General features: G+C 55.2%; 19 protein-coding genes. 12 read left to right on the top strand and 7 right to left on the bottom strand.

The features are described from left to right. Positions 1–86: 86 nt before the first annotated feature. The 3 genes from USF70_RS03915 to rimJ are packed head-to-tail and all read right to left on the bottom strand — an operon-like array spanning position 87 to position 2,263. Positions 87–1,010, bottom strand: a complete 924-nt coding sequence (locus USF70_RS03915; RefSeq protein WP_320735290.1) for a Gfo/Idh/MocA family oxidoreductase — start codon at positions 1,008–1,010, stop codon at positions 87–89. A gap of 2 nt (positions 1,011–1,012) precedes the next feature. Then, on the bottom strand, positions 1,013–1,669 hold the full coding sequence (locus USF70_RS03910) for a YceH family protein (protein WP_246947523.1): 657 nt from the start codon (positions 1,667–1,669) through the stop codon (positions 1,013–1,015). Positions 1,670–1,678: 9 nt separating this feature from the next. After that, positions 1,679–2,263 carry a ribosomal protein S5-alanine N-acetyltransferase gene (gene rimJ, locus USF70_RS03905; protein ID WP_008500822.1) on the bottom strand — a complete coding sequence of 195 codons (585 nt, stop codon included), beginning with the start codon at positions 2,261–2,263 and terminating at the stop codon, positions 1,679–1,681. A 236-nt stretch (positions 2,264–2,499) separates the two neighbouring features. Between rimJ and mdtH the strand changes: the two genes are divergently transcribed. The 9 genes from mdtH (at position 2,500) to USF70_RS03860 (ending at position 9,176) form a co-directional block, all read left to right on the top strand. Next, positions 2,500–3,708, top strand: a complete 1,209-nt coding sequence (gene mdtH / locus USF70_RS03900) for a multidrug efflux MFS transporter MdtH (protein ID WP_217072777.1) — start codon at positions 2,500–2,502, stop codon at positions 3,706–3,708. Positions 3,709–3,831: 123 nt separating this feature from the next. Further along, positions 3,832–4,392: a lipoprotein gene (locus USF70_RS03895; RefSeq protein WP_023311126.1), complete on the top strand. Its 561-nt coding sequence runs from the start codon at positions 3,832–3,834 to the stop codon at positions 4,390–4,392. A gap of 126 nt (positions 4,393–4,518) precedes the next feature. Next, positions 4,519–5,565: a dihydroorotase gene (gene pyrC, locus USF70_RS03890; RefSeq protein WP_033145198.1), complete on the top strand. Its 1,047-nt coding sequence runs from the start codon at positions 4,519–4,521 to the stop codon at positions 5,563–5,565. Between the two features lie 74 nt (positions 5,566–5,639). Beyond that, on the top strand, positions 5,640–5,885 hold the full coding sequence (gene dinI, locus USF70_RS03885) for a DNA damage-inducible protein I (RefSeq protein ID WP_008500826.1): 246 nt from the start codon (positions 5,640–5,642) through the stop codon (positions 5,883–5,885). 274 nt (positions 5,886–6,159) lie between these two features. Beyond that, a complete protein-coding gene (gene bssS, locus USF70_RS03880) occupies positions 6,160–6,414 on the top strand; it encodes a biofilm formation regulator BssS (protein ID WP_008500827.1) in 255 nt (84 codons plus the stop codon). A 116-nt stretch (positions 6,415–6,530) separates the two neighbouring features. Then, the gene (gene solA, locus USF70_RS03875; protein ID WP_047061566.1) at positions 6,531–7,649 is read left to right on the top strand and encodes an N-methyl-L-tryptophan oxidase; all 1,119 of its coding nucleotides are present in this window, start codon (positions 6,531–6,533) and stop codon (positions 7,647–7,649) included. A gap of 59 nt (positions 7,650–7,708) precedes the next feature. Then, entirely contained in the window at positions 7,709–7,822 is a 114-nt protein-coding gene (locus USF70_RS03870) for a YceO family protein (RefSeq protein WP_032638658.1), read from the top strand. Between the two features lie 207 nt (positions 7,823–8,029). After that, on the top strand, positions 8,030–8,596 hold the full coding sequence (locus USF70_RS03865) for a cytochrome b (RefSeq protein ID WP_033145194.1): 567 nt from the start codon (positions 8,030–8,032) through the stop codon (positions 8,594–8,596). A 1-nt stretch (position 8,597) separates the two neighbouring features. Continuing rightward, a complete protein-coding gene (locus USF70_RS03860; RefSeq protein WP_033145193.1) occupies positions 8,598–9,176 on the top strand; it encodes a YceI family protein in 579 nt (192 codons plus the stop codon). 41 nt (positions 9,177–9,217) lie between these two features. Here the strand turns inward: USF70_RS03860 and USF70_RS03855 are convergent, their stop codons facing one another. Further along, on the bottom strand, positions 9,218–10,267 hold the full coding sequence (locus USF70_RS03855; protein WP_033145192.1) for a rhodanese-related sulfurtransferase: 1,050 nt from the start codon (positions 10,265–10,267) through the stop codon (positions 9,218–9,220). Between the two features lie 221 nt (positions 10,268–10,488). Between USF70_RS03855 and USF70_RS03850 the strand changes: the two genes are divergently transcribed. The 3 genes from USF70_RS03850 to USF70_RS03840 all read left to right on the top strand — a co-directional run bounded on the left by USF70_RS03850 (position 10,489) and on the right by USF70_RS03840 (position 13,245). After that, complete coding sequence (locus tag USF70_RS03850; RefSeq protein ID WP_320735289.1) at positions 10,489–11,415, top strand: Kdo(2)-lipid IV(A) acyltransferase; 927 nt, start codon at positions 10,489–10,491, stop codon at positions 11,413–11,415. Positions 11,416–11,555: 140 nt separating this feature from the next. Continuing rightward, positions 11,556–12,773 carry a multidrug efflux MFS transporter MdtG gene (mdtG, locus tag USF70_RS03845; protein ID WP_320735288.1) on the top strand — a complete coding sequence of 406 codons (1,218 nt, stop codon included), beginning with the start codon at positions 11,556–11,558 and terminating at the stop codon, positions 12,771–12,773. A 97-nt stretch (positions 12,774–12,870) separates the two neighbouring features. Beyond that, entirely contained in the window at positions 12,871–13,245 is a 375-nt protein-coding gene (locus USF70_RS03840; protein ID WP_023311118.1) for a MysB family protein, read from the top strand. 6 nt (positions 13,246–13,251) lie between these two features. Here USF70_RS03840 and USF70_RS03835 read toward each other — a convergent pair whose 3' ends face one another. The 3 genes from USF70_RS03835 to mdoG all read right to left on the bottom strand — a co-directional run bounded on the left by USF70_RS03835 (position 13,252) and on the right by mdoG (position 17,638). Continuing rightward, positions 13,252–13,479, bottom strand: coding sequence for a YceK/YidQ family lipoprotein (locus USF70_RS03835; protein ID WP_033145189.1), 228 nt, complete (start codon positions 13,477–13,479; stop codon positions 13,252–13,254). Positions 13,480–13,563: 84 nt separating this feature from the next. After that, positions 13,564–16,092: a glucans biosynthesis glucosyltransferase MdoH gene (gene mdoH / locus USF70_RS03830; protein ID WP_069302630.1), complete on the bottom strand. Its 2,529-nt coding sequence runs from the start codon at positions 16,090–16,092 to the stop codon at positions 13,564–13,566. After that, on the bottom strand, positions 16,085–17,638 hold the full coding sequence (gene mdoG, locus USF70_RS03825; RefSeq protein ID WP_213729448.1) for a glucan biosynthesis protein G: 1,554 nt from the start codon (positions 17,636–17,638) through the stop codon (positions 16,085–16,087). The genes mdoH and mdoG overlap by 8 nt, the downstream gene beginning before the upstream one ends. Positions 17,639–17,769 lie beyond the last annotated feature (131 nt).

Raw genomic sequence — 17,769 nt, 5'->3', positions numbered from 1 at the left:
GCGTAAGCGCCACCCGGCAAAGCCAACAAGCGGCGCTTAGTCTAACCGGATTTCAACGAATTACTATCCGCAGATGTTACAGCGAGTTATTCGCTCATGGCATCGCGCCAGAGCCTTTCCACAATGCGCTGCGCCAGAATGGCCTGCTCGCCGGACGTTTCAGGAACCGTCTGATTTTGCACGCAGGTGATAAAGTGGCGGGCGCATCCTGCGAAACCGCGCTGCTCGAGGGTGCTCTGCCAGCCTGGCGCCGGGAGCGTCACCACGCCGCTGCCCTTCTCTTCCCGCCATTCGCGCATGTCCGTAATGTCGTACAGCGCGCCCTCGGTCACCGCCTGCACGGATTCACGCTGACTTCCCGCCCGACGGTGCATGCTGGTGGTAATCTGAAGATGCTCAACGGCGAAGTGGTGTTCCGCGTAGACCATCTGCCCCTGGTCATTCGTTAACAGGGTACCGCTCTTCAGCTGCGCATGGCCGTTGCTCAGCCACAGCGCCGTATCCACAACGTGCAGATAATCATCCAGAAGGGTGAAGCGCAGATCGTTTGGCCCAATGCTGTCGGTGCGGTGTTTATCCATCCGCAGCGAGGCGAGCGTGTCCGACTGCGCCTTCAGCTGCTGGTAAAGCGGCGCGAAGCGGCGGTTGAAGCCTACCATCAGCGTCAGTTTTTTGCGCGCGGCCAGCTCAATCAGCCGTTCGGCATCCTGAACATTTTCCGCCAGCGGCTTATCCACGCAGACGTGAACCCCCGCATTGAGCAGCTCGCTTACCACCTGATAGTGGGTTGCCGTTGAGGTATGCACAAAAACAGCATCACACTCGCGGGCCAGATCCTGCAGGGAGGCAGCATACGGAATGCGCCAGGTTTCGCAGATACGTTCTGCCTTTTCTCGGGTGGGTGACCATGCCCCTTGCAGGGTCCAGTCCGTTGCTGCACCTAAAACAGGCAGCCAGGCTTTTTGCGCGATGCCGCCGAGCCCCACCACGCCTACGCGTAATTTTTTCACCGTCAGTCTCCCAGATGTGCCAGCAACGCATCCAGGCGCTGTTTCAGCCCGGCGACCTCGTCTTCCAGCGCTTCTACGCGCGCGGCAAGAGTGTCATTACTTGCTGAGGATCCCGCGTCGCTCTCCACGGTAGCGGTAGCGACATCAACGTCGCCGCTGAACAGGTGCATATAGCGGCTTTCACGTTTGCCCGGCTCGCGCGCCAGACGCACCACGTACGGGCCGTCTTCACGTGAGGCCAGCCCTTCCAGGGTCTGCTCAACTTCCTGCATATCGCTGAACTCATGCATACGGGAAGCGCGCGTGCGCAGCTCTCCCGGCGTCTGCGCCCCGCGCAGCAGCAGCGTGGTGATGACCGCCACTTCCGCACCGCTCAGCTTCAGGTCGCCGAATTCGGAGTTACAGAAGCGCTGTTCGTATTTGGTCACGCGGTTGCCGAAGCCGCTGACGGTGCGCAGGTAGTGGCGTTTTACCAGCGCATCCAGCACGTCCTGAACCTCATGCTCGCTGAGGTTCATCACCGGCTCGCGGTTGGTCTTCTGGTTGCAGGCCATGGTCACGGCGTTGACGGAGAGCGGATACTGCTCCGGCGTGGTAACCTGTTTTTCGAGTAAGCACCCAATCACGCGCGCTTCTGTACCGTTTAGCTGATACTTCATCTTTTCTCCTTAACGACCTGCGGTCCAGTCCCGGGTGGTTAACGCCGTCAGAACGTGGTCGCGCCACTCTCCGTCTATCAGCAGATAGTCTTTGGCGTAACCCTCTTTCTCGAACCCTAAGCGGGCCAGCAAATTGCCGCTGCGCTGATTGTGCGGCATATAGTTCGCCATAATGCGATGGATATGCTGCGTGCGTTGCATATAGCGGATCGCCACCGTTAACGCCTCGTACATCAGCCCCTGCCCCTGCCATTTCTGGCCGATGGAGTAGCCAAGGTAGCAGGCGTGAAACGACCCGCGCACCACGTTTGAAAAGTTGGCGATCCCGATAATTTCTTTCTCTTCAGGATCCAGCAGCGCGAAATAAAACGCGCTGCCCTGCTTGTGAAATTCCGTAATCATGCTGAGGCGCGCCTGCCAGCCGGAAGGGTAACAATGGCTCTCATCCCGAACGGGTTCCCAGGGTTTTAAAAACTGGCGATTCTCGGCGTAATAATCCGCCAGACGCCAGGCATCACGCTCATGCACCAGACGAACGACCAGCCTGTCCGTTGTCAGACGCACTTTTGGCACATTGCTGCGATAGCCAAACATCGATACCACTCCTTCCCGTCACTTCTGCTGACCCATTAGCTTTACTATACCTGCGCCTGTGCCGTCTGTGAAAACAGTGACATACCATTTTCACCTCTTTTCACATTTTTCGATGAGAACTCTCTATCAAAGCACCCTTTTGATAAAAAAATATTGTCACCCACGGGGGTGGGAAAAAACGCGGCGACACCGCAGAATGTTAGCGTGCTCACCTTCTTATTTTCCCTGGAGGGAAAATGTCCCGCGTATCACAGGCCAGGAGCCTGGGTAAATATTTCCTGCTCGTCGATAACATGCTGGTCGTGCTCGGCTTTTTTGTCGTTTTTCCGCTGATATCGATCCGCTTTGTCGATCAGATGGGCTGGGCGGCATTAATGGTTGGCATTGCCCTGGGGTTACGCCAGTTTGTCCAGCAGGGTCTGGGCGTCTTTGGCGGGGCCATTGCCGACCGCTTCGGCGCTAAGCCGATGATCGTTACCGGTATGCTGCTGCGCGCGGCAGGTTTTGCCACGATGGCGGTCGCGCAGGAGCCCTGGCTGCTCTGGTTCTCCTGTTTCCTCTCCGGTATCGGCGGCACGCTGTTCGATCCGCCACGCACCGCGCTGGTGGTGAAGCTTATTCGCCCTCAGCACCGCGGCCGTTTCTTCTCGATACTGATGATGCAGGACAGTGCCGGAGCGGTTATCGGCGCCCTGCTGGGAAGCTGGCTGCTGCAGTATGATTTCCGACTGGTCTGCGCGGCTGGGGCGGTGCTCTTTATTCTGTGCGCGCTGTTCAATGGCCTGTTCCTGCCCGCCTGGAAACTGTCGACGGTCAAAGCGCCGGTCCGGGAAGGGCTTGGCCGCGTCCTGCGCGACAGGCGTTTTGTCACCTATGTGTTGACCCTGACGGGCTACTACATGCTGGCTGTACAGGTCATGCTGATGCTGCCGATCATGGTTAACGACATTGCGGGGACCCCTGCAGCCGTTAAATGGATGTACGCCATCGAAGCCTGCCTGTCGTTAACGCTGCTTTATCCGATTGCCCGCTGGAGCGAGCGGCGCTTTCGTCTGGAACATCGCCTGATGGCCGGGCTGTTCCTGATGACGCTGAGCATGATGCCGATCGGCCTGGTGAACTCTCTCCAGCAGCTTTTTACGCTGATTTGCACGTTCTATATTGGCTCGATCATCGCCGAGCCTGCCCGTGAAACGCTGAGCGCCTCGCTTGCAGATGCGCGTGCGCGCGGCAGCTATATGGGGTTCAGCCGGCTGGGGCTGGCGCTTGGCGGCGCATTAGGTTACGCGGGTGGCGGCTGGTTGTTTGATGCCGGCAAAGCGTTAAACCAGCCCGAACTCCCGTGGATGATGCTCGGCGCGGTGGGTTTTATGACGCTCCTTGCTCTGTGGTGGCAGTTCAGCCCGAAACGCAGCGCGAGCGGTATGCTCGAGCCTGGCGCGTAGCCTTTCCCTCGGGCGGCAGTCCCTCCCGCCCCACTTCTCAGTTTTTTCTGCTGGTTTCTGCCAATTCACACTGACATACTGGCGTAACAGGACAGAAGCGCCGATTTTTCGTTGAGGAACACTATGAAGAAAATTGTCTTTGCCGCGGCATTAGTAGTCAGCGGCCTGCTGGTTGGCTGTAACCAGCTCACGCAATATACCGTCAGTGAACAGGAAATTAATCAGGCGCTGGAAAAACATAACAATTTCTCTAAAGACATTGGCGTGCCAGGACTGGCGGACGCGCATATCGTCCTGACGAACCTGACCAGCCAGATCGGACGTGAAGAGCCAAACAAAGTTACCCTGGCCGGTGATGCGGATCTCGATATGTCATCCCTCTTTGGCAATCAGAAGGCCAACATCAAGCTCAAGCTGAAGGCTCTGCCCGTTTTCAACAAAGAGAAAGGGGCAATTTTCCTGCAGGAGATGGAAGTCGTCGATGCGCAGGTGTCGCCGGACAAGATGGCACCGGTTCTGCAAACCCTGATGCCCTATCTGAACCAGTCGCTGCGTAATTACTTTAACCAGCAGCCCGCGTACGTCTTAAGCGAAGACAAAAGCAAGGGTGAAGCTCTGGCGAAAAAATATGCAAAAGGTATAGAGGTGAAACCGGGAGAAATTATCATTCCTTTCACCGATTAACCTGAAGGGCGCTGCGGCGCCCTTTTTTTTACGGAAAAGTGTGCAAACGAAAACGTTTCCGCTTATGATTTGTGTCCGGCAAAAACAGCCATCCTTATGACTGATTCCTGACAAGCCGGAGCTTCCATGACTGCACAACCCCAGGTTCTTAAAATCCGCCGCCCTGACGACTGGCATATCCATCTGCGTGATGGCGATATGCTGAAAACCGTCGTGCCTTATACCAGCGAAATTTATGGCCGCGCGATTGTCATGCCTAACCTGGTTCCACCAGTCACCACCGTCGATGCCGCGATGGCCTATCGCCAGCGCATCCTGGATGCCGTTCCTGCGGGACACGATTTTACCCCGTTGATGACCTGCTATCTTACCGACTCGCTGGATCCGAACGAAGTGGAGCGCGGGTTTAACGAAGGCGTATTTACGGCGGCGAAACTCTACCCGGCAAATGCCACCACCAACTCCAGCCACGGCGTCACCAGCATTGATGCCATCATGCCGGTTCTGGAACGCATGCAGAAACTGGGCATGCCGCTGCTGGTCCATGGTGAAGTCACGCATGCCGAGATTGACATCTTCGACCGTGAAGCCCGCTTTATCGAGACCGTGATGGAGCCTCTGCGCCAGCGCCTGCCCGCGCTTAAAGTGGTCTTTGAGCATATCACCACCAAAGACGCGGCAGAGTATGTACGCGACGGCAACGATCTTATCGCCGCGACCATTACGCCACAGCATCTGATGTTTAACCGTAACCACATGCTGGTGGGCGGGGTGCGTCCTCACCTGTACTGTCTGCCTATTCTCAAGCGCAACATCCACCAGCAGGCGCTGCGCGAGCTGGTTGCCAGCGGGTTCTCCCGCGCGTTCCTCGGCACCGATTCCGCACCTCACGCCCGCCACCGCAAAGAGGCGAGCTGCGGCTGTGCAGGCTGCTTCAACGCCCCAACGGCACTGGCCAGCTACGCGACCGTCTTTGAAGAGATGAACGCGCTCGAACATTTTGAAGCGTTCTGCTCCCTTAACGGCCCGCGCTTCTACGGCCTGCCGGTCAACGATACCTTCATCGAACTGGAGCGTAAAGCGAGCCACGTTGAGGAGTCCATTGCGCTGACGGATGACACGCTGATCCCATTCCTGGCGGGCGAAACAGTTAACTGGACGGTAAAACGTTAAAAAATCAATGCCCCTTGTTGTCAAATCGATAATATACCTGTATAAACAAACAGTATATTACACAGGGGGCATTTATGCGTATTGAAGTCACCATAGCCAAAACAACTGTTCTGCCTGCCGGCGCGCTTGATGCACTGGCAGGCGAATTATCCCGCCGTATTAACAACACCTTTCCCGACAACGCGGGTGCCGTAACGGTGCGTTACGCCGCGGCGAACAACCTCTCCGTCATTGGTGCTGCGAAAGAAGATAAAGATCGCATCAGCGAAATCCTGCAGGAAACGTGGGAAAGCGCAGACGACTGGTTTATCACAGATTAACACTGCTCCCTCATTGTGTTTTTTTGCCGGGTCGCCCCGGCTTTTTTTTGTCTAAAAATCCTGCAAGTTCAAATTAATTCGGCATCTTCTTTAAAAATCGTGAACGAGATGGTGTTTTATTGTTCGAACAATCCTAAAAAGCAGAAAAATGTGTTGCCACCTGTTTATTTTTCCCGTTGGAACCCTTATTACTTGGTATACTGAAGATGCTTTCAGAAAAACATGCATTGAACCTCAGAGCCGTTGTCTTCTAACACGCATTAAGGGGGTTATAATGGAAAAGAATAGTGAAGTGATCCAGACCCATCCACTGGTTGGCTGGGATATCAGTACCGTAGATAGCTACGATGCGCTGATGCTGCGTTTGCACTACCAGACCCCGAATCAACTCAACCGTGAAGAAGCGGAAGTTGGACAGACGCTGTGGCTAACAACAGACGTCGCCCGTCAGTTTATTTCTATTTTAGAGGCAGGTATTGCAAAAATAGAATCTGGCGACTATCAGGAAAATGAGTATAAACGGCACTAAGCTTATGCCCACTTTTCTCTCTACAGGCACCCACGCGGTGCCTTATTTATTTCTCCCTTGTCTAACCCCGCGTTGTTAATTACTCTGCTAACAAAACATCAGTTTATGAGATGCATATGAGATACGACTTAATCATTATTGGTAGCGGCTCCGTGGGTTCCGCCGCCGGTTATTACGCAACACAGGCAGGTCTGAAGGTCCTGATGATCGATGCCCACCTTCCTCCTCATTCGGAGGGCAGCCATCATGGCGATACCCGTCTCATGCGCCATGCGTATGGAGAAGGCGAGCGCTATGTGCCGCTGGTGCTTCGCGCCCAGACGCTGTGGGATGAACTGGCGACACAGACCGAAGAGCGTATTTTCGAGCGTACCGGCGTCGTCAACCTTGGCCCTGCTCATTCTGATTTTCTCGCCGGCGTCGAGCGCAGCGCAAAAGCCTTTAATCTTGATGTCGAGAAGCTGGACGCAACGGGCATTACCGCGCGCTGGCCTGAAATTACCGTCCCGGACGATTACATCGGCCTCTTTGAAGCCCACTCCGGCGTGCTGCATTGTGAAACGGCAATCAAAACCTGGATCGATCTTGCCGCTAAGGCCGGCTGTGCGCAGCTGTTTAACTGTCCGGTGGAGGCCATCACCCATGACGAGAATGGCGTCACGGTAACGACTCTTGACGGCGACTATTCAGCGTCCCACCTGCTCGTCAGCGCAGGAACCTGGGTCACTCGCCTGCTGCCGGAACTGCCAATCCAGCCGGTGCGCAAGGTCTTCTCCTGGTTCCAGTCGGATGGTCGCTACAGCGCGCAGAATAAATTCCCGGCCTTCACCGGCGAATTGCCGAATGGCGATCAGTTCTACGGTTTCCCTTCCGAGAAAGACGCGCTGAAAATCGGTAAACACAACGGTGGCCAGGCTATCGCCTCTCCTGACGAACGCAAGCCTTTTGGCGCTTTCCCACAGGATGGTTCGGAAGCCTTCTCGTTCCTGCGCACTATTCTTCCGGGCGTCGGTGGCTTGCTGTATGGCGCGGCCTGTACCTACGACAACACGCCGGATGAAGACTTCATCATTGATACCCTGCCAGGGCATGACAACGTCCTGCTGATTACCGGGCTGAGCGGCCACGGCTTTAAATTCGCTTCCGTGCTGGGCGAGATCGCCGCGCAGTTCGCCCAGGGTATCAAACCGCAGTTTGATCTGACGCCCTTCTCGCTCTCGCGTTTTAACGGATAATCCGCACGGGCTCTGGAGGTACCGGGGCCCGTTTTATTCACACTGCATTACGGGGCATTATGCGCAGGATCGTTAGCTTTCTGATGAATAATATTCGCGAGCATTTCATGCTCTATATCTTATTGTGGGCGCTGCTGGCTATTATTGATTTTGTTTACATTGTATTTTATTGAAAACCCTGACTGACAATAATTGACATTAATTTAGCTTTATTGAAACTCTCAATTCCTCTTGCACGAAGACATTGAATTATCTTCGCCCTTTCCTTTCAAAATTGCTGAAATAAATAAAATACAAATCAATAGACAATTATTTCAGTTGCAATGTCACATCTTCCCGTTCATTTTTACTCTTCGGTTAATACGAAAATGGACATTCTGATGCAACTGCGTAACACCTCCCGGCGCTACGGAATAATATCCATAGGTTTGCACTGGATATTTGCTATTGCCGTCTACGGTATGTTTGGCCTTGGACTCTGGATGGTCACGCTCAGCTATTACGACGGCTGGTATCACCAGGCACCGGAGTTACATAAAAGCATTGGCGTTCTCCTGATGCTGGGTCTGGTTTTTCGCGTGATCTGGCGACATATTTCCCCGCCGCCCGCCGCGCCGAAGACCCACGGAAAAATGACCCGCCTGAGTGCCGTTGCCGCGCATATCGCGCTCTATGCGCTGCTCTTCGCCATTCTGATCAGCGGCTACCTTATCTCAACGGCGGACGGTAAGCCGATTAGCGTCTTTGGCCTTTTTGACGTCCCGGCAACGCTCAGCGATGCGGGCGCTCAGGCTGACACCGCCGGGGTCGTTCACCTCTGGCTTGCGTGGAGCGTCGTGATCCTGTCCGTGCTGCACGGGCTTGCCGCCCTCAAACACCATTTTATTGATAAAGACGATACGCTAAAGCGCATGCTTGGCCGCTCGTCAGTTGACTCTGGAGCATAAAATGAAAAAACACCTGCTGGGTATCGCCCTGGGTTCTCTGTTATTCACCGCCGGTTCCGCCGTGGCGGCTGATTATAAAATTGATAAGGAGGGCCAGCACGCTTTCGTCAATTTCCGTATTCAGCACCTGGGATACAGCTGGCTGTACGGTACCTTTAAAGATTTTGACGGCACATTCACCTTTGACGAGAAGAATCCTGCCGCCGATAAGGTCAACGTAACCATTAATACCAACAGCGTGGATACTAATCATGCTGAACGTGATAAACATCTGCGCAGTGGGGAATTCCTCAATGTCGGGAAATACCCGCAGGCGACCTTCACCTCCACGGAAGTGAAAAAAGAGGGTGATAAGCTGAATATTACCGGCAACCTGACGCTTAACGGCGTAACAAAACCGGTCACGCTTGATGCTAAATTACTGGGTCAGGGTGACGATCCGTGGGGGGGTAAACGCGCAGGTTTTGAAGCGGCGGGTAAAATTCACCTGAAAGATTTTAATATCACAACGGATTTAGGCCCGGCGTCTCAGGACGTTGAGCTGATTATTTCCGTTGAAGGCGTACAGCAGAAATCATAATAGATGCGCCCGGCAGGCTTTCGCCGTGCCGGGCGTTATTATCATTCCGGGTCAGGGATACCCAGTTTGGTATTCAGACGGCCGCGTGATTTATTAAAAATCTTGTTGCCGTTTTCACGTCCTGCGCGACGGCGACGCTGCTCTTCTTCCGGCAGGATGCTCTCTTCGCTGCACAGTTCGCTACAGCAGCCGTTAAACTTCTCGGCACAGGCCGGGCACTGAATGAACAGCAGATGACACCCGTCGTTTTTGCAGTTGGTGTGGGTATCGCACGGTGCGCCGCACTGGTGGCACTGGGCGATAACGTCTTCAGAAATACGCTCACCCATACGCTCGTCAAAGACAAAGTTTTTCCCGATAAAGCGTACCGGTAAACCCTGCTCGCGGGCGCGGCGGGCGTACTCGATAATGCCGCCTTCAATATGCCAGACCTTATTAAAGCCGTTGTGCTTCATCCACGCGCTGGCTTTCTCACAGCGGATACCGCCGGTGCAGTACATAACGATCTTTTTATCTTTATGTTCCTGCATCATCTCAACCGCTTTGGGCAGCTGCTCGCGGAAGGTATCGGCCGGGATTTCCATCGCGTTCTCGAAATGCCCCACTTCGTATTCATAGTGGTTACGCATATCAATGAACACGGCATCCGGATCGTCCAGCATCGCATTCACTTCCGCTGCCTTGAGATATTCACCGACATCCGCCGCGTTAAACGCAGGATCGTCGATACCGTCCGCCACGATGCGTTCACGCACCTTCATGCGCAGCACCCAGAAGGATTTCCCGTCATCGTCCAGGGCAATGTTCAGGCGTAAGCCGTCGAGGGCCGGATCGAACTGATAAAGACACTCGCGGAAAGCGCTGACTTTGCTTTCCGGTACGCTAATTTGCGCGTTGATGCCTTCACGGGCAAGGTAGACGCGGCCGAAGACGTTCAGGGCCGTGAACGCCTGATAAAGCGCATCGCGGGTCGCCTGCGGATCGTCGATCGTGAAGTATTTATAGAAAGAGATGGTTGTGCGCGGTTCGGTTTCAGCCAACATACGCGCTTTCAACATCTCATTCGACACGCGGTTGTGTAACACTGGCATGGTGTACAGTCCTGGAATCGTTAGAGAGAATGAAAAATCGGTCGGCATCATATAGCAAACAAAACCAATTTACATCCCCACAATTTACGCTACATTTCACACACCCTGATTAATCAGGCTTAACAATTGCTGTATTCGTGTACGCTTCGAAAGCAGATATTTTGGCTATGTCTCAAAAAATGAGACACTAGCAAAACAGGACGTTTGAACACAGGAAAGACATGACCCAGTTACCAAAATTTACTGCCGCCCTTTTGCATCCCCGCTATTGGTTGACCTGGCTTGGCATCGGCTTTTTATGGCTTCTGGTACAGCTTCCCTACCCTGTTATTTTTCGGTTGGGTAAATTTCTGGGCCGCTTCGCGCAACTGTTTATGAAGCGTCGCGCCAGAATCGCGTACCGCAATCTTGAGCTGTGTTTTCCGCAGATGAGCGAGCCAGAGCGTCACGATATGGTCGCGAATAATTTCGAATCCGTCGGGATGGGGCTCATGGAAACCGGTATGGCGTGGTTCTGGCCGGACAAACGCATGGCCCGCTGGAGCGAGGTGACGGGAACCGGCATGAAGCCTGTGCATACGCTTCAGGCCAACCAGACGGGCGTTTTGCTGATCGGCGTTCATTTCCTGACGCTGGAAATCGGGGCGCGCATGTTCGGCATGCAGGCGCCGGGCATTGGCGTTTATCGTCCTAACGATAACCCTGTCATCGATTTAATCCAGACCAACGGCCGCATGCGCTCCAACAAAAGCATGATCGACCGTAAGGATCTGAAGGGGATGATCCGCGCGCTGAAATCCGGTGAAGTGGTCTGGTATGCCCCCGACCACGACTACGGCCCACAGGCCAGCGTATTTGTCCCCTTCTTCGCCGTTGAAGAGGCCGCCACAACGACCGGTACCTGGATGCTGGCGCGCATGTCCAAAGCCGCCATCGTGCCTTTTGTCCCCCGCCGTAAGCCGGATGGTTCAGGTTACGAGCTGATGATGCTGGAGCCGGAACTCGCGCCACCGCTTGACGATGCGGAAACCACTGCGCGCTGGATGAACAGCGTTGTGGAGAAGTGCATCATGCTGGCGCCCGAGCAGTACATGTGGCTGCACCGCCGTTTTAAAACGCGTCCACAAGGCACGCCGTCCCGCTATTAATCCCCATGCGGTCTTCAGGGCCGCATGCCGTTTTAGCTTTAAAAGCTCCTCGTCATTGCGGCAATCATAACCCAGGCGCATAATTAGCAGGCTTATTACTTTATGCTTCAGGTGCTCTGCACCTCATTATGCGGATAGTTATGTCACCCTCAGATGCCCCCATAAACTGGAAGCGTAACCTCGCGGTTGCGTGGCTTGGCTGTTTTCTTACCGGCGCGGCCTTTAGCCTGGTCATGCCCTTCCTGCCGCTCTACGTCGAACAGCTTGGCGTAACGGGCCACAGCGCGCTCAATATGTGGTCCGGTCTGGTATTCAGCATCACGTTTCTCTTTTCCGCGATGGCCTCGCCCTTCTGGGGCGGCCTTGCCGATCGCAAGGGACGTAAAATCATGCTGCTGCGTTCGGCGCTGGGGATGGCCATTATCATGGCGCTGATGGGCGTGGCGCAGAACGTCTGGCAGTTTCTGATCCTGCGCGCGCTGCTGGGCCTGCTGGGGGGATTTATTCCCAACGCGAATGCCCTAATAGCCACGCAAATCCCCCGCCATAAGAGCGGCTGGGCGCTCGGGACGCTCTCCACCGGCGGCGTGAGCGGTGCTCTGCTGGGACCGCTGGCCGGCGGATTACTGGCGGATAACTACGGCCTGCGGCCGGTCTTCTTTATCACCGCCAGCGTGTTGTTCCTGTGCTTTATCGTCACCCTGCTCTGTATCCGGGAAAACTTCACGCCTGTCGCCAAAAAAGAGATGCTCCACGCCAGAGAGGTGCTGACCTCGCTCAAAAATCCCAGACTGGTGCTGAGCCTGTTCGTGACAACCCTGATTATTCAGGTGGCTACCGGGTCGATTGCCCCTATTCTGACGCTGTACGTTCGCGACCTGGCGGGTAACGTCAGCAATGTTGCGTTCATTAGCGGGCTGATTGCCTCCGTACCCGGCGTGGCGGCGCTGCTGAGCGCCCCGAGACTGGGTAAACTGGGTGACCGCGTTGGTCCCGAGAAAATCCTGATCTGCGCGCTGGTGATCTCCGTCCTGCTGCTTATTCCGATGTCGATGGTGCAAACGCCATGGCAGCTGGGCGTCCTGCGCTTTTTGCTGGGAGCCGCCGACGGCGCATTGCTTCCCGCCGTACAGACCCTGCTGGTCTACAACTCCACGAACCAGATCGCCGGGCGTATTTTCAGCTATAACCAGTCATTTCGCGACATCGGTAACGTCACAGGACCGCTGCTCGGGGCCGGGATCTCCGCCAGCTTCGGTTTTCGCGCCGTCTTTATCGTGACGGCGGGCGTCGTATTGTTCAATGCCATTTATTCATGGTTCAGTTTATCCCGCGCGCTGCGGCCCGTGACGGAATAAGACGAACGCCTGATAGCTTATTTTCGCATTCATACTTGCAGAATCTTATATTCAGCTATTCTTTCCCTGAAACCTTCTGGAAAACAGGGAGACACCAATGACCATGTACGCCACGCTGGAAGAAGCTATTGATGCCGCTCGTGAAGAGTTCCTCGCCGACAACCCCGGCGTTGAAGAAGAAGATGCTGACGTGCAACAGCTTAATATCCAAAAATACGTTCTGCAGGATGGGGATATTATGTGGCAGGCCGAATTCTTTGCCGATGAAGGTGAAGAAGGGGAATGTTTGCCGATATTAAGTGGTGAAGGTGCGCAGGCCGTCTTTGATGGCGATTATGACGAAATCGAACTTCGGCAGGAATGGCTGGAAGAGAACACCCTGCACGAGTGGGATGAGGGTGAGTTTCAGCTCGAGCCGCCGCTGGATACGGAAGAAGGTCAAACCGCAGCCGACGAGTGGGACGAGCGTTAATTTACGCTATTCGTAAGGGCCGTGGCTGGCATCGATCGGCAGCAAAAGCGTGTCGAAAATCAGCGAGAACGGCAGATCGAGCACGGTCAGGTAGCGCCACGCGGAATCACGAAGATCCCATTTCACGCCCGGGTAATACTGATTTCCGTGGCCCTGCCCTGGAATGGTGCGACTGATGATACTGCCGCAGCCGCTGAGCAGGCATGCCACCATAACGACGATGATTATTCTCATCTTTAACCTCTAAAAAAATACCGGCGATTAAGCCGGTATTTTATCTGGCGGGTGGCGCTTCGCTTACCCGCCTTACTTAACTGCTTACTTCGCCTTCAGGGCGAGCGGATTCAGCTTCACGTCCTTATAGTAGTTCACCCACGAAGAGTATTTCTCCGGAGCGGACCACACGCGGTAGTGAAGACGCGCCATTGTCACCGGGTCGCTCAACAGCACCAGACGACGGTCGCGGTTGAGTTTTTCCGGGGTCTCGTTAAGCGCCTGCTCAACGTGACGATCGCGGGCAATCTCCAGCACCTGGCTGGCACGGTGACGCGCGGTCGCCATTGCCGTCGCCAGGGCGTTGAATGACGGGTTAAACACGGCGTGCATGAAGCCGTCATCCAGCGAGCGACTGCGGTTCTGTTCCAGGTAACGATCGGTATCCACCAGCACCTGCGGCGGGGAATACTCTTCCGGGATCAGGAACAGCTTCCAGCGTTTGGTCCGCAGCCCCACCGTTGAACGGCTGGAAATCACGGACACAAACGGCGACAGGATCAGCGAGAAGACAATCGGCGCCAGCCAGAACAGGAAGCGCAGATCCAGCCACGCCATCCCGGCAGCCCACACCAGACCCAGCAGAAGCTGAGAACCGTGGCGCATAAAGGCTTCACCCCACGGCGTGGAGTCGTCGTCACGCTGCGGTGAGTTCCAGACCACTTCCCAGCCCAGGAACGCACTGACCACAAACACGGTGTGGAACAGCATACGTACCGGCGCCAACAGGACGGAGAACAGCACTTCCAGCAGCAGTGAAAGGGTCACGCGGAAGAAACCGCCGTACTCTTTCGAGCCTTTGCACCAGATCAGGATGATGCTGAGCAGCTTAGGCAGGAACAGCAGCACCATGGTGGAGGCAAACAGCGCAATCGCCAGCTCCGGACGCCACTGCGGCCACACCGGGAACAGCTGCCGCGGTTGCAGGAAGTATTGCGGCTCCGTCAGGGCATGGACAACCTGCAGCGCAGTGGAGAGCGCGAGGAACATAAACCACAGCGGTGCAGAGAGATAGGACATCACGCCCGTCAGGAACACCGCGCGGTGAACCGGGTGCATCCCTTTTACCAGGAACAGGCGGAAGTTCATCAGGTTACCGTGACACCAGCGGCGGTCACGCTTGAGCTCGTCCAGCAGGTTCGGCGGCAGCTCTTCGTACGATCCCGGCAGGTCGTAGGCAATCCAGACGCCCCAGCCAGCACGACGCATCAGCGCCGCTTCTACGAAGTCATGCGACAGAATAGAACCGGCAAACGAACCCTCACCCGGCAGCGGCGCCAGCGCACAGTGTTCAATGAACGGCTTCACGCGGATAATGGCGTTATGGCCCCAGTAGTGCGACTCACCCAGCTGCCAGAAGTGCAGACCGGCCGTAAACAGCGGCCCGTAAACACGGGTGGCGAACTGCTGGCAGCGCGCATAAAGGGTGTCCATTCCGGACGCTTTTGGCGAGGACTGAATGATACCGGCGTTAGGGTTGGCTTCCATCAGACGCACCAGACCGCTCAGGCAGTCTCCGCTCATGACGGAGTCAGCATCCAGCACCACCATGTAGCTGTACTGGTTACCCCAGCGACGGCAGAAGTCATCGATGTTGCCGCTTTTACGCTTAACGCGACGGCGGCGGCGGCGGTAGAAGATCTGGCCTTCGCCCTGCACTTCTGCAATCAGCTCCATCCACGCTTTTTGTTCCGCAACGCAGATATCAGGGTTGTAGCTGTCGCTCAGGATGTAAACGTCGAAATGCTCCGCGTTGCCGGTCGCCTTCACGGACTCCCAGGTCGCACGCAGGCCCGCAAATACGCGGTCAACGTCTTCGTTACAGATAGGCATAATCAGCGCGGTACGGTGGTCGGGATTAAGGGGTTCATCCCCGACCGTTGACGCTGAAATGCTGTATTTGTCACGCCCCATCAGCAATTGCAGGAAGCCCATCAGCGCGGTCCAGAAACCGGCCGAGACCCAGCAGAAGAGGACCGCGAACAGCAGGAGAATGCCGCTCTGCAGGATATACGGCAGCAGCTGCATGAAGGAGACCCAGAGATCCTGGCCCATCATGTCCGTTGGGTTGATAAACGCCCAGCCCTGGTAAGGCAGGATAGTTTTCATGTACCAGGTCGCGACGACCGTCTGCGCCAGCGTCAGAAGCAGCAGGATATAGCGACGGATTGTCCCCACGGTACGCCATTTCTGTTCGGACGCCTGCTCTTCTTTCGTCAGGCGCGACAGATAGCGCGGCGTCACATCACGCCCGCGCAGGCGATCCCAGAAGCGACCCACCGGGTTGGTGCGCCATGGATCGGGGAACATAGAGGAACGCGTGGCCTTCGGCATCGCCTGAAGCTGAGCGCGTCCTTCGTCGTCTTTAATCAACTGCCCTTCCGCCAGCGAGTCCGGCCAGGCCTGCTCCAGACGCGCCTTGACTGACCCGAGCGGCGTATCATCATCACGGGAAAACGTATGATGTTCACCATCCAGCGCGGTGTGAACCGCGCGGATGTCGCTCTTTGGCAGTGCCGCTTTTTCGATATCCGTCAGCGGCATGGCATCAATATATTCAGATGTATTATTCATTGGCAGGTAGCTGATAGCTCCAGGTTTCACTCAGCGGCTGATCGTTACTGACCAGCGCAGCACGCATTTCAGTGGTCTGTTTCGGATCTTTCACTTTCACGCGCAGGGTCAGACGCCAGCCTTTGGTTACCGGGTTGTAACGCACGGTATTCTCAACGATTTCACCGTTATCACCGATGCTGGCCTGAGCGACAACGGCGGTGTCCGGTGACAGTTTCTTCATATCCTGGCCTGTGAAGTCCACGACAAACGCCACGGTACCGTCAGGCTGACGAATAAGATTAGACTGCTTCACATCACCCGTTGAGCGGCGAGTCTGCATTACATACGCGTTATCCGGCGCATGCAGCTTATCTTCGTCGCGGCTGAAGGTAATGGTGTACTTGAAGTTCATCTCTTTACCGGCTTCCGGCAGTTGATCCGGCGTCCAGTAAGCGACGATGTTATCGTTGGTTTCGTCGTTGGTTGGAATCTCTACCAGCTCGACCTTGCCTTTACCCCAGTCACCGTTTGGCGTGACCCAGGCGCTTGGACGCTGGTCATAGCGATCGTCCAAATCTTCAAAGCGGGAGAACTGACGACCACGCTGCAGCAGGCCAAAACCTTGCGGGTTTTCCATTGCGAAGCTGCTAACCGCCAGATGTTTCGGGTTATTCAGCGGACGCCAGATCCACTCACCGTTGCCGGCATGAATAGACAGACCGTTGGAGTCATGCAGTTCCGGACGGAAGTTGGTAGCCGGTGACGGCTGGTTCGGCCCAAACAGGAACATACTGGTCAGTGGCGCAACGCCCAGTTTGCCCACTTTATCACGCAGGTAAACCTTGGACTGCACGTCAACTACCGTGTCACGACCCGGCATAATTACAAAGCGATAGGCACCGGTTGCACGCGGGGAATCCAGCAGCGCATAAATGGTCAGACGCTTATCCGTTGGCTTTGGACGTTCAATCCAGAACTCACGGAAACGCGGGAACTCTTCACCTGATGGCAGCGCGGTATCAATGGCCAGACCACGCGCAGAAAGCCCGTACACCTGCCCCGCGCCGATAACGCGGAAATAGCTGGCGCCAAGCATGCTGACGATTTCGTCGTTTTTATCTTTGCTGTTGATCGGGTAAAGCACCTTAAAGCCTGCGAAGCCCAGGTCTTTCACCGTATCTTTGTCGTGTTGCACATTGCCAAAATTGAAGTAATCCGGGCTGTACTTGATCTTACGTACCGCGGTTGCCGTCACTTCATTGATGGCAACAGGCGTGTCGAAGTACATACCCTGATGATAAAATTCAAGCTTGAACGGGGTTTTAATATTGCTCCAGTACGCTTTGTCGTGATTGAACTGGATCTGCTGATAGTCCGCATACTTCATGTCGCGGAAAACGGAGGGCAAGTTACTTTTCGGCGCTTCGTAGCTCTTGCCTGCCATCGATTTTGCCTGTTTTGCGACATCGTCGATGTTAAAGGCCAGTGCCGATGAGGTATACAGTGATAACACCACTGCAGCACCCAACCAACGCATTTTCATCATCTGTGGTTTATGTTTCATAATAAGTAAGCACTTCCCCCTTTGTGTGCTTATATCGATCCGATCCATTTTAATGGAAACTCAGGCAATCCGACAACATTATCACTGCTTTGTTCAGCTGCTGGCTCATGGAATAAGCAAATGAAAGAACC

The organism is Enterobacter sp. 237C8, assembly GCF_034106865.1.
In the GTDB taxonomy this organism is placed as follows: Bacteria; Pseudomonadota; Gammaproteobacteria; order Enterobacterales; family Enterobacteriaceae; genus Enterobacter; species Enterobacter asburiae_B.
This window is presented reverse-complemented; position numbering and strand designations above follow the sequence as displayed.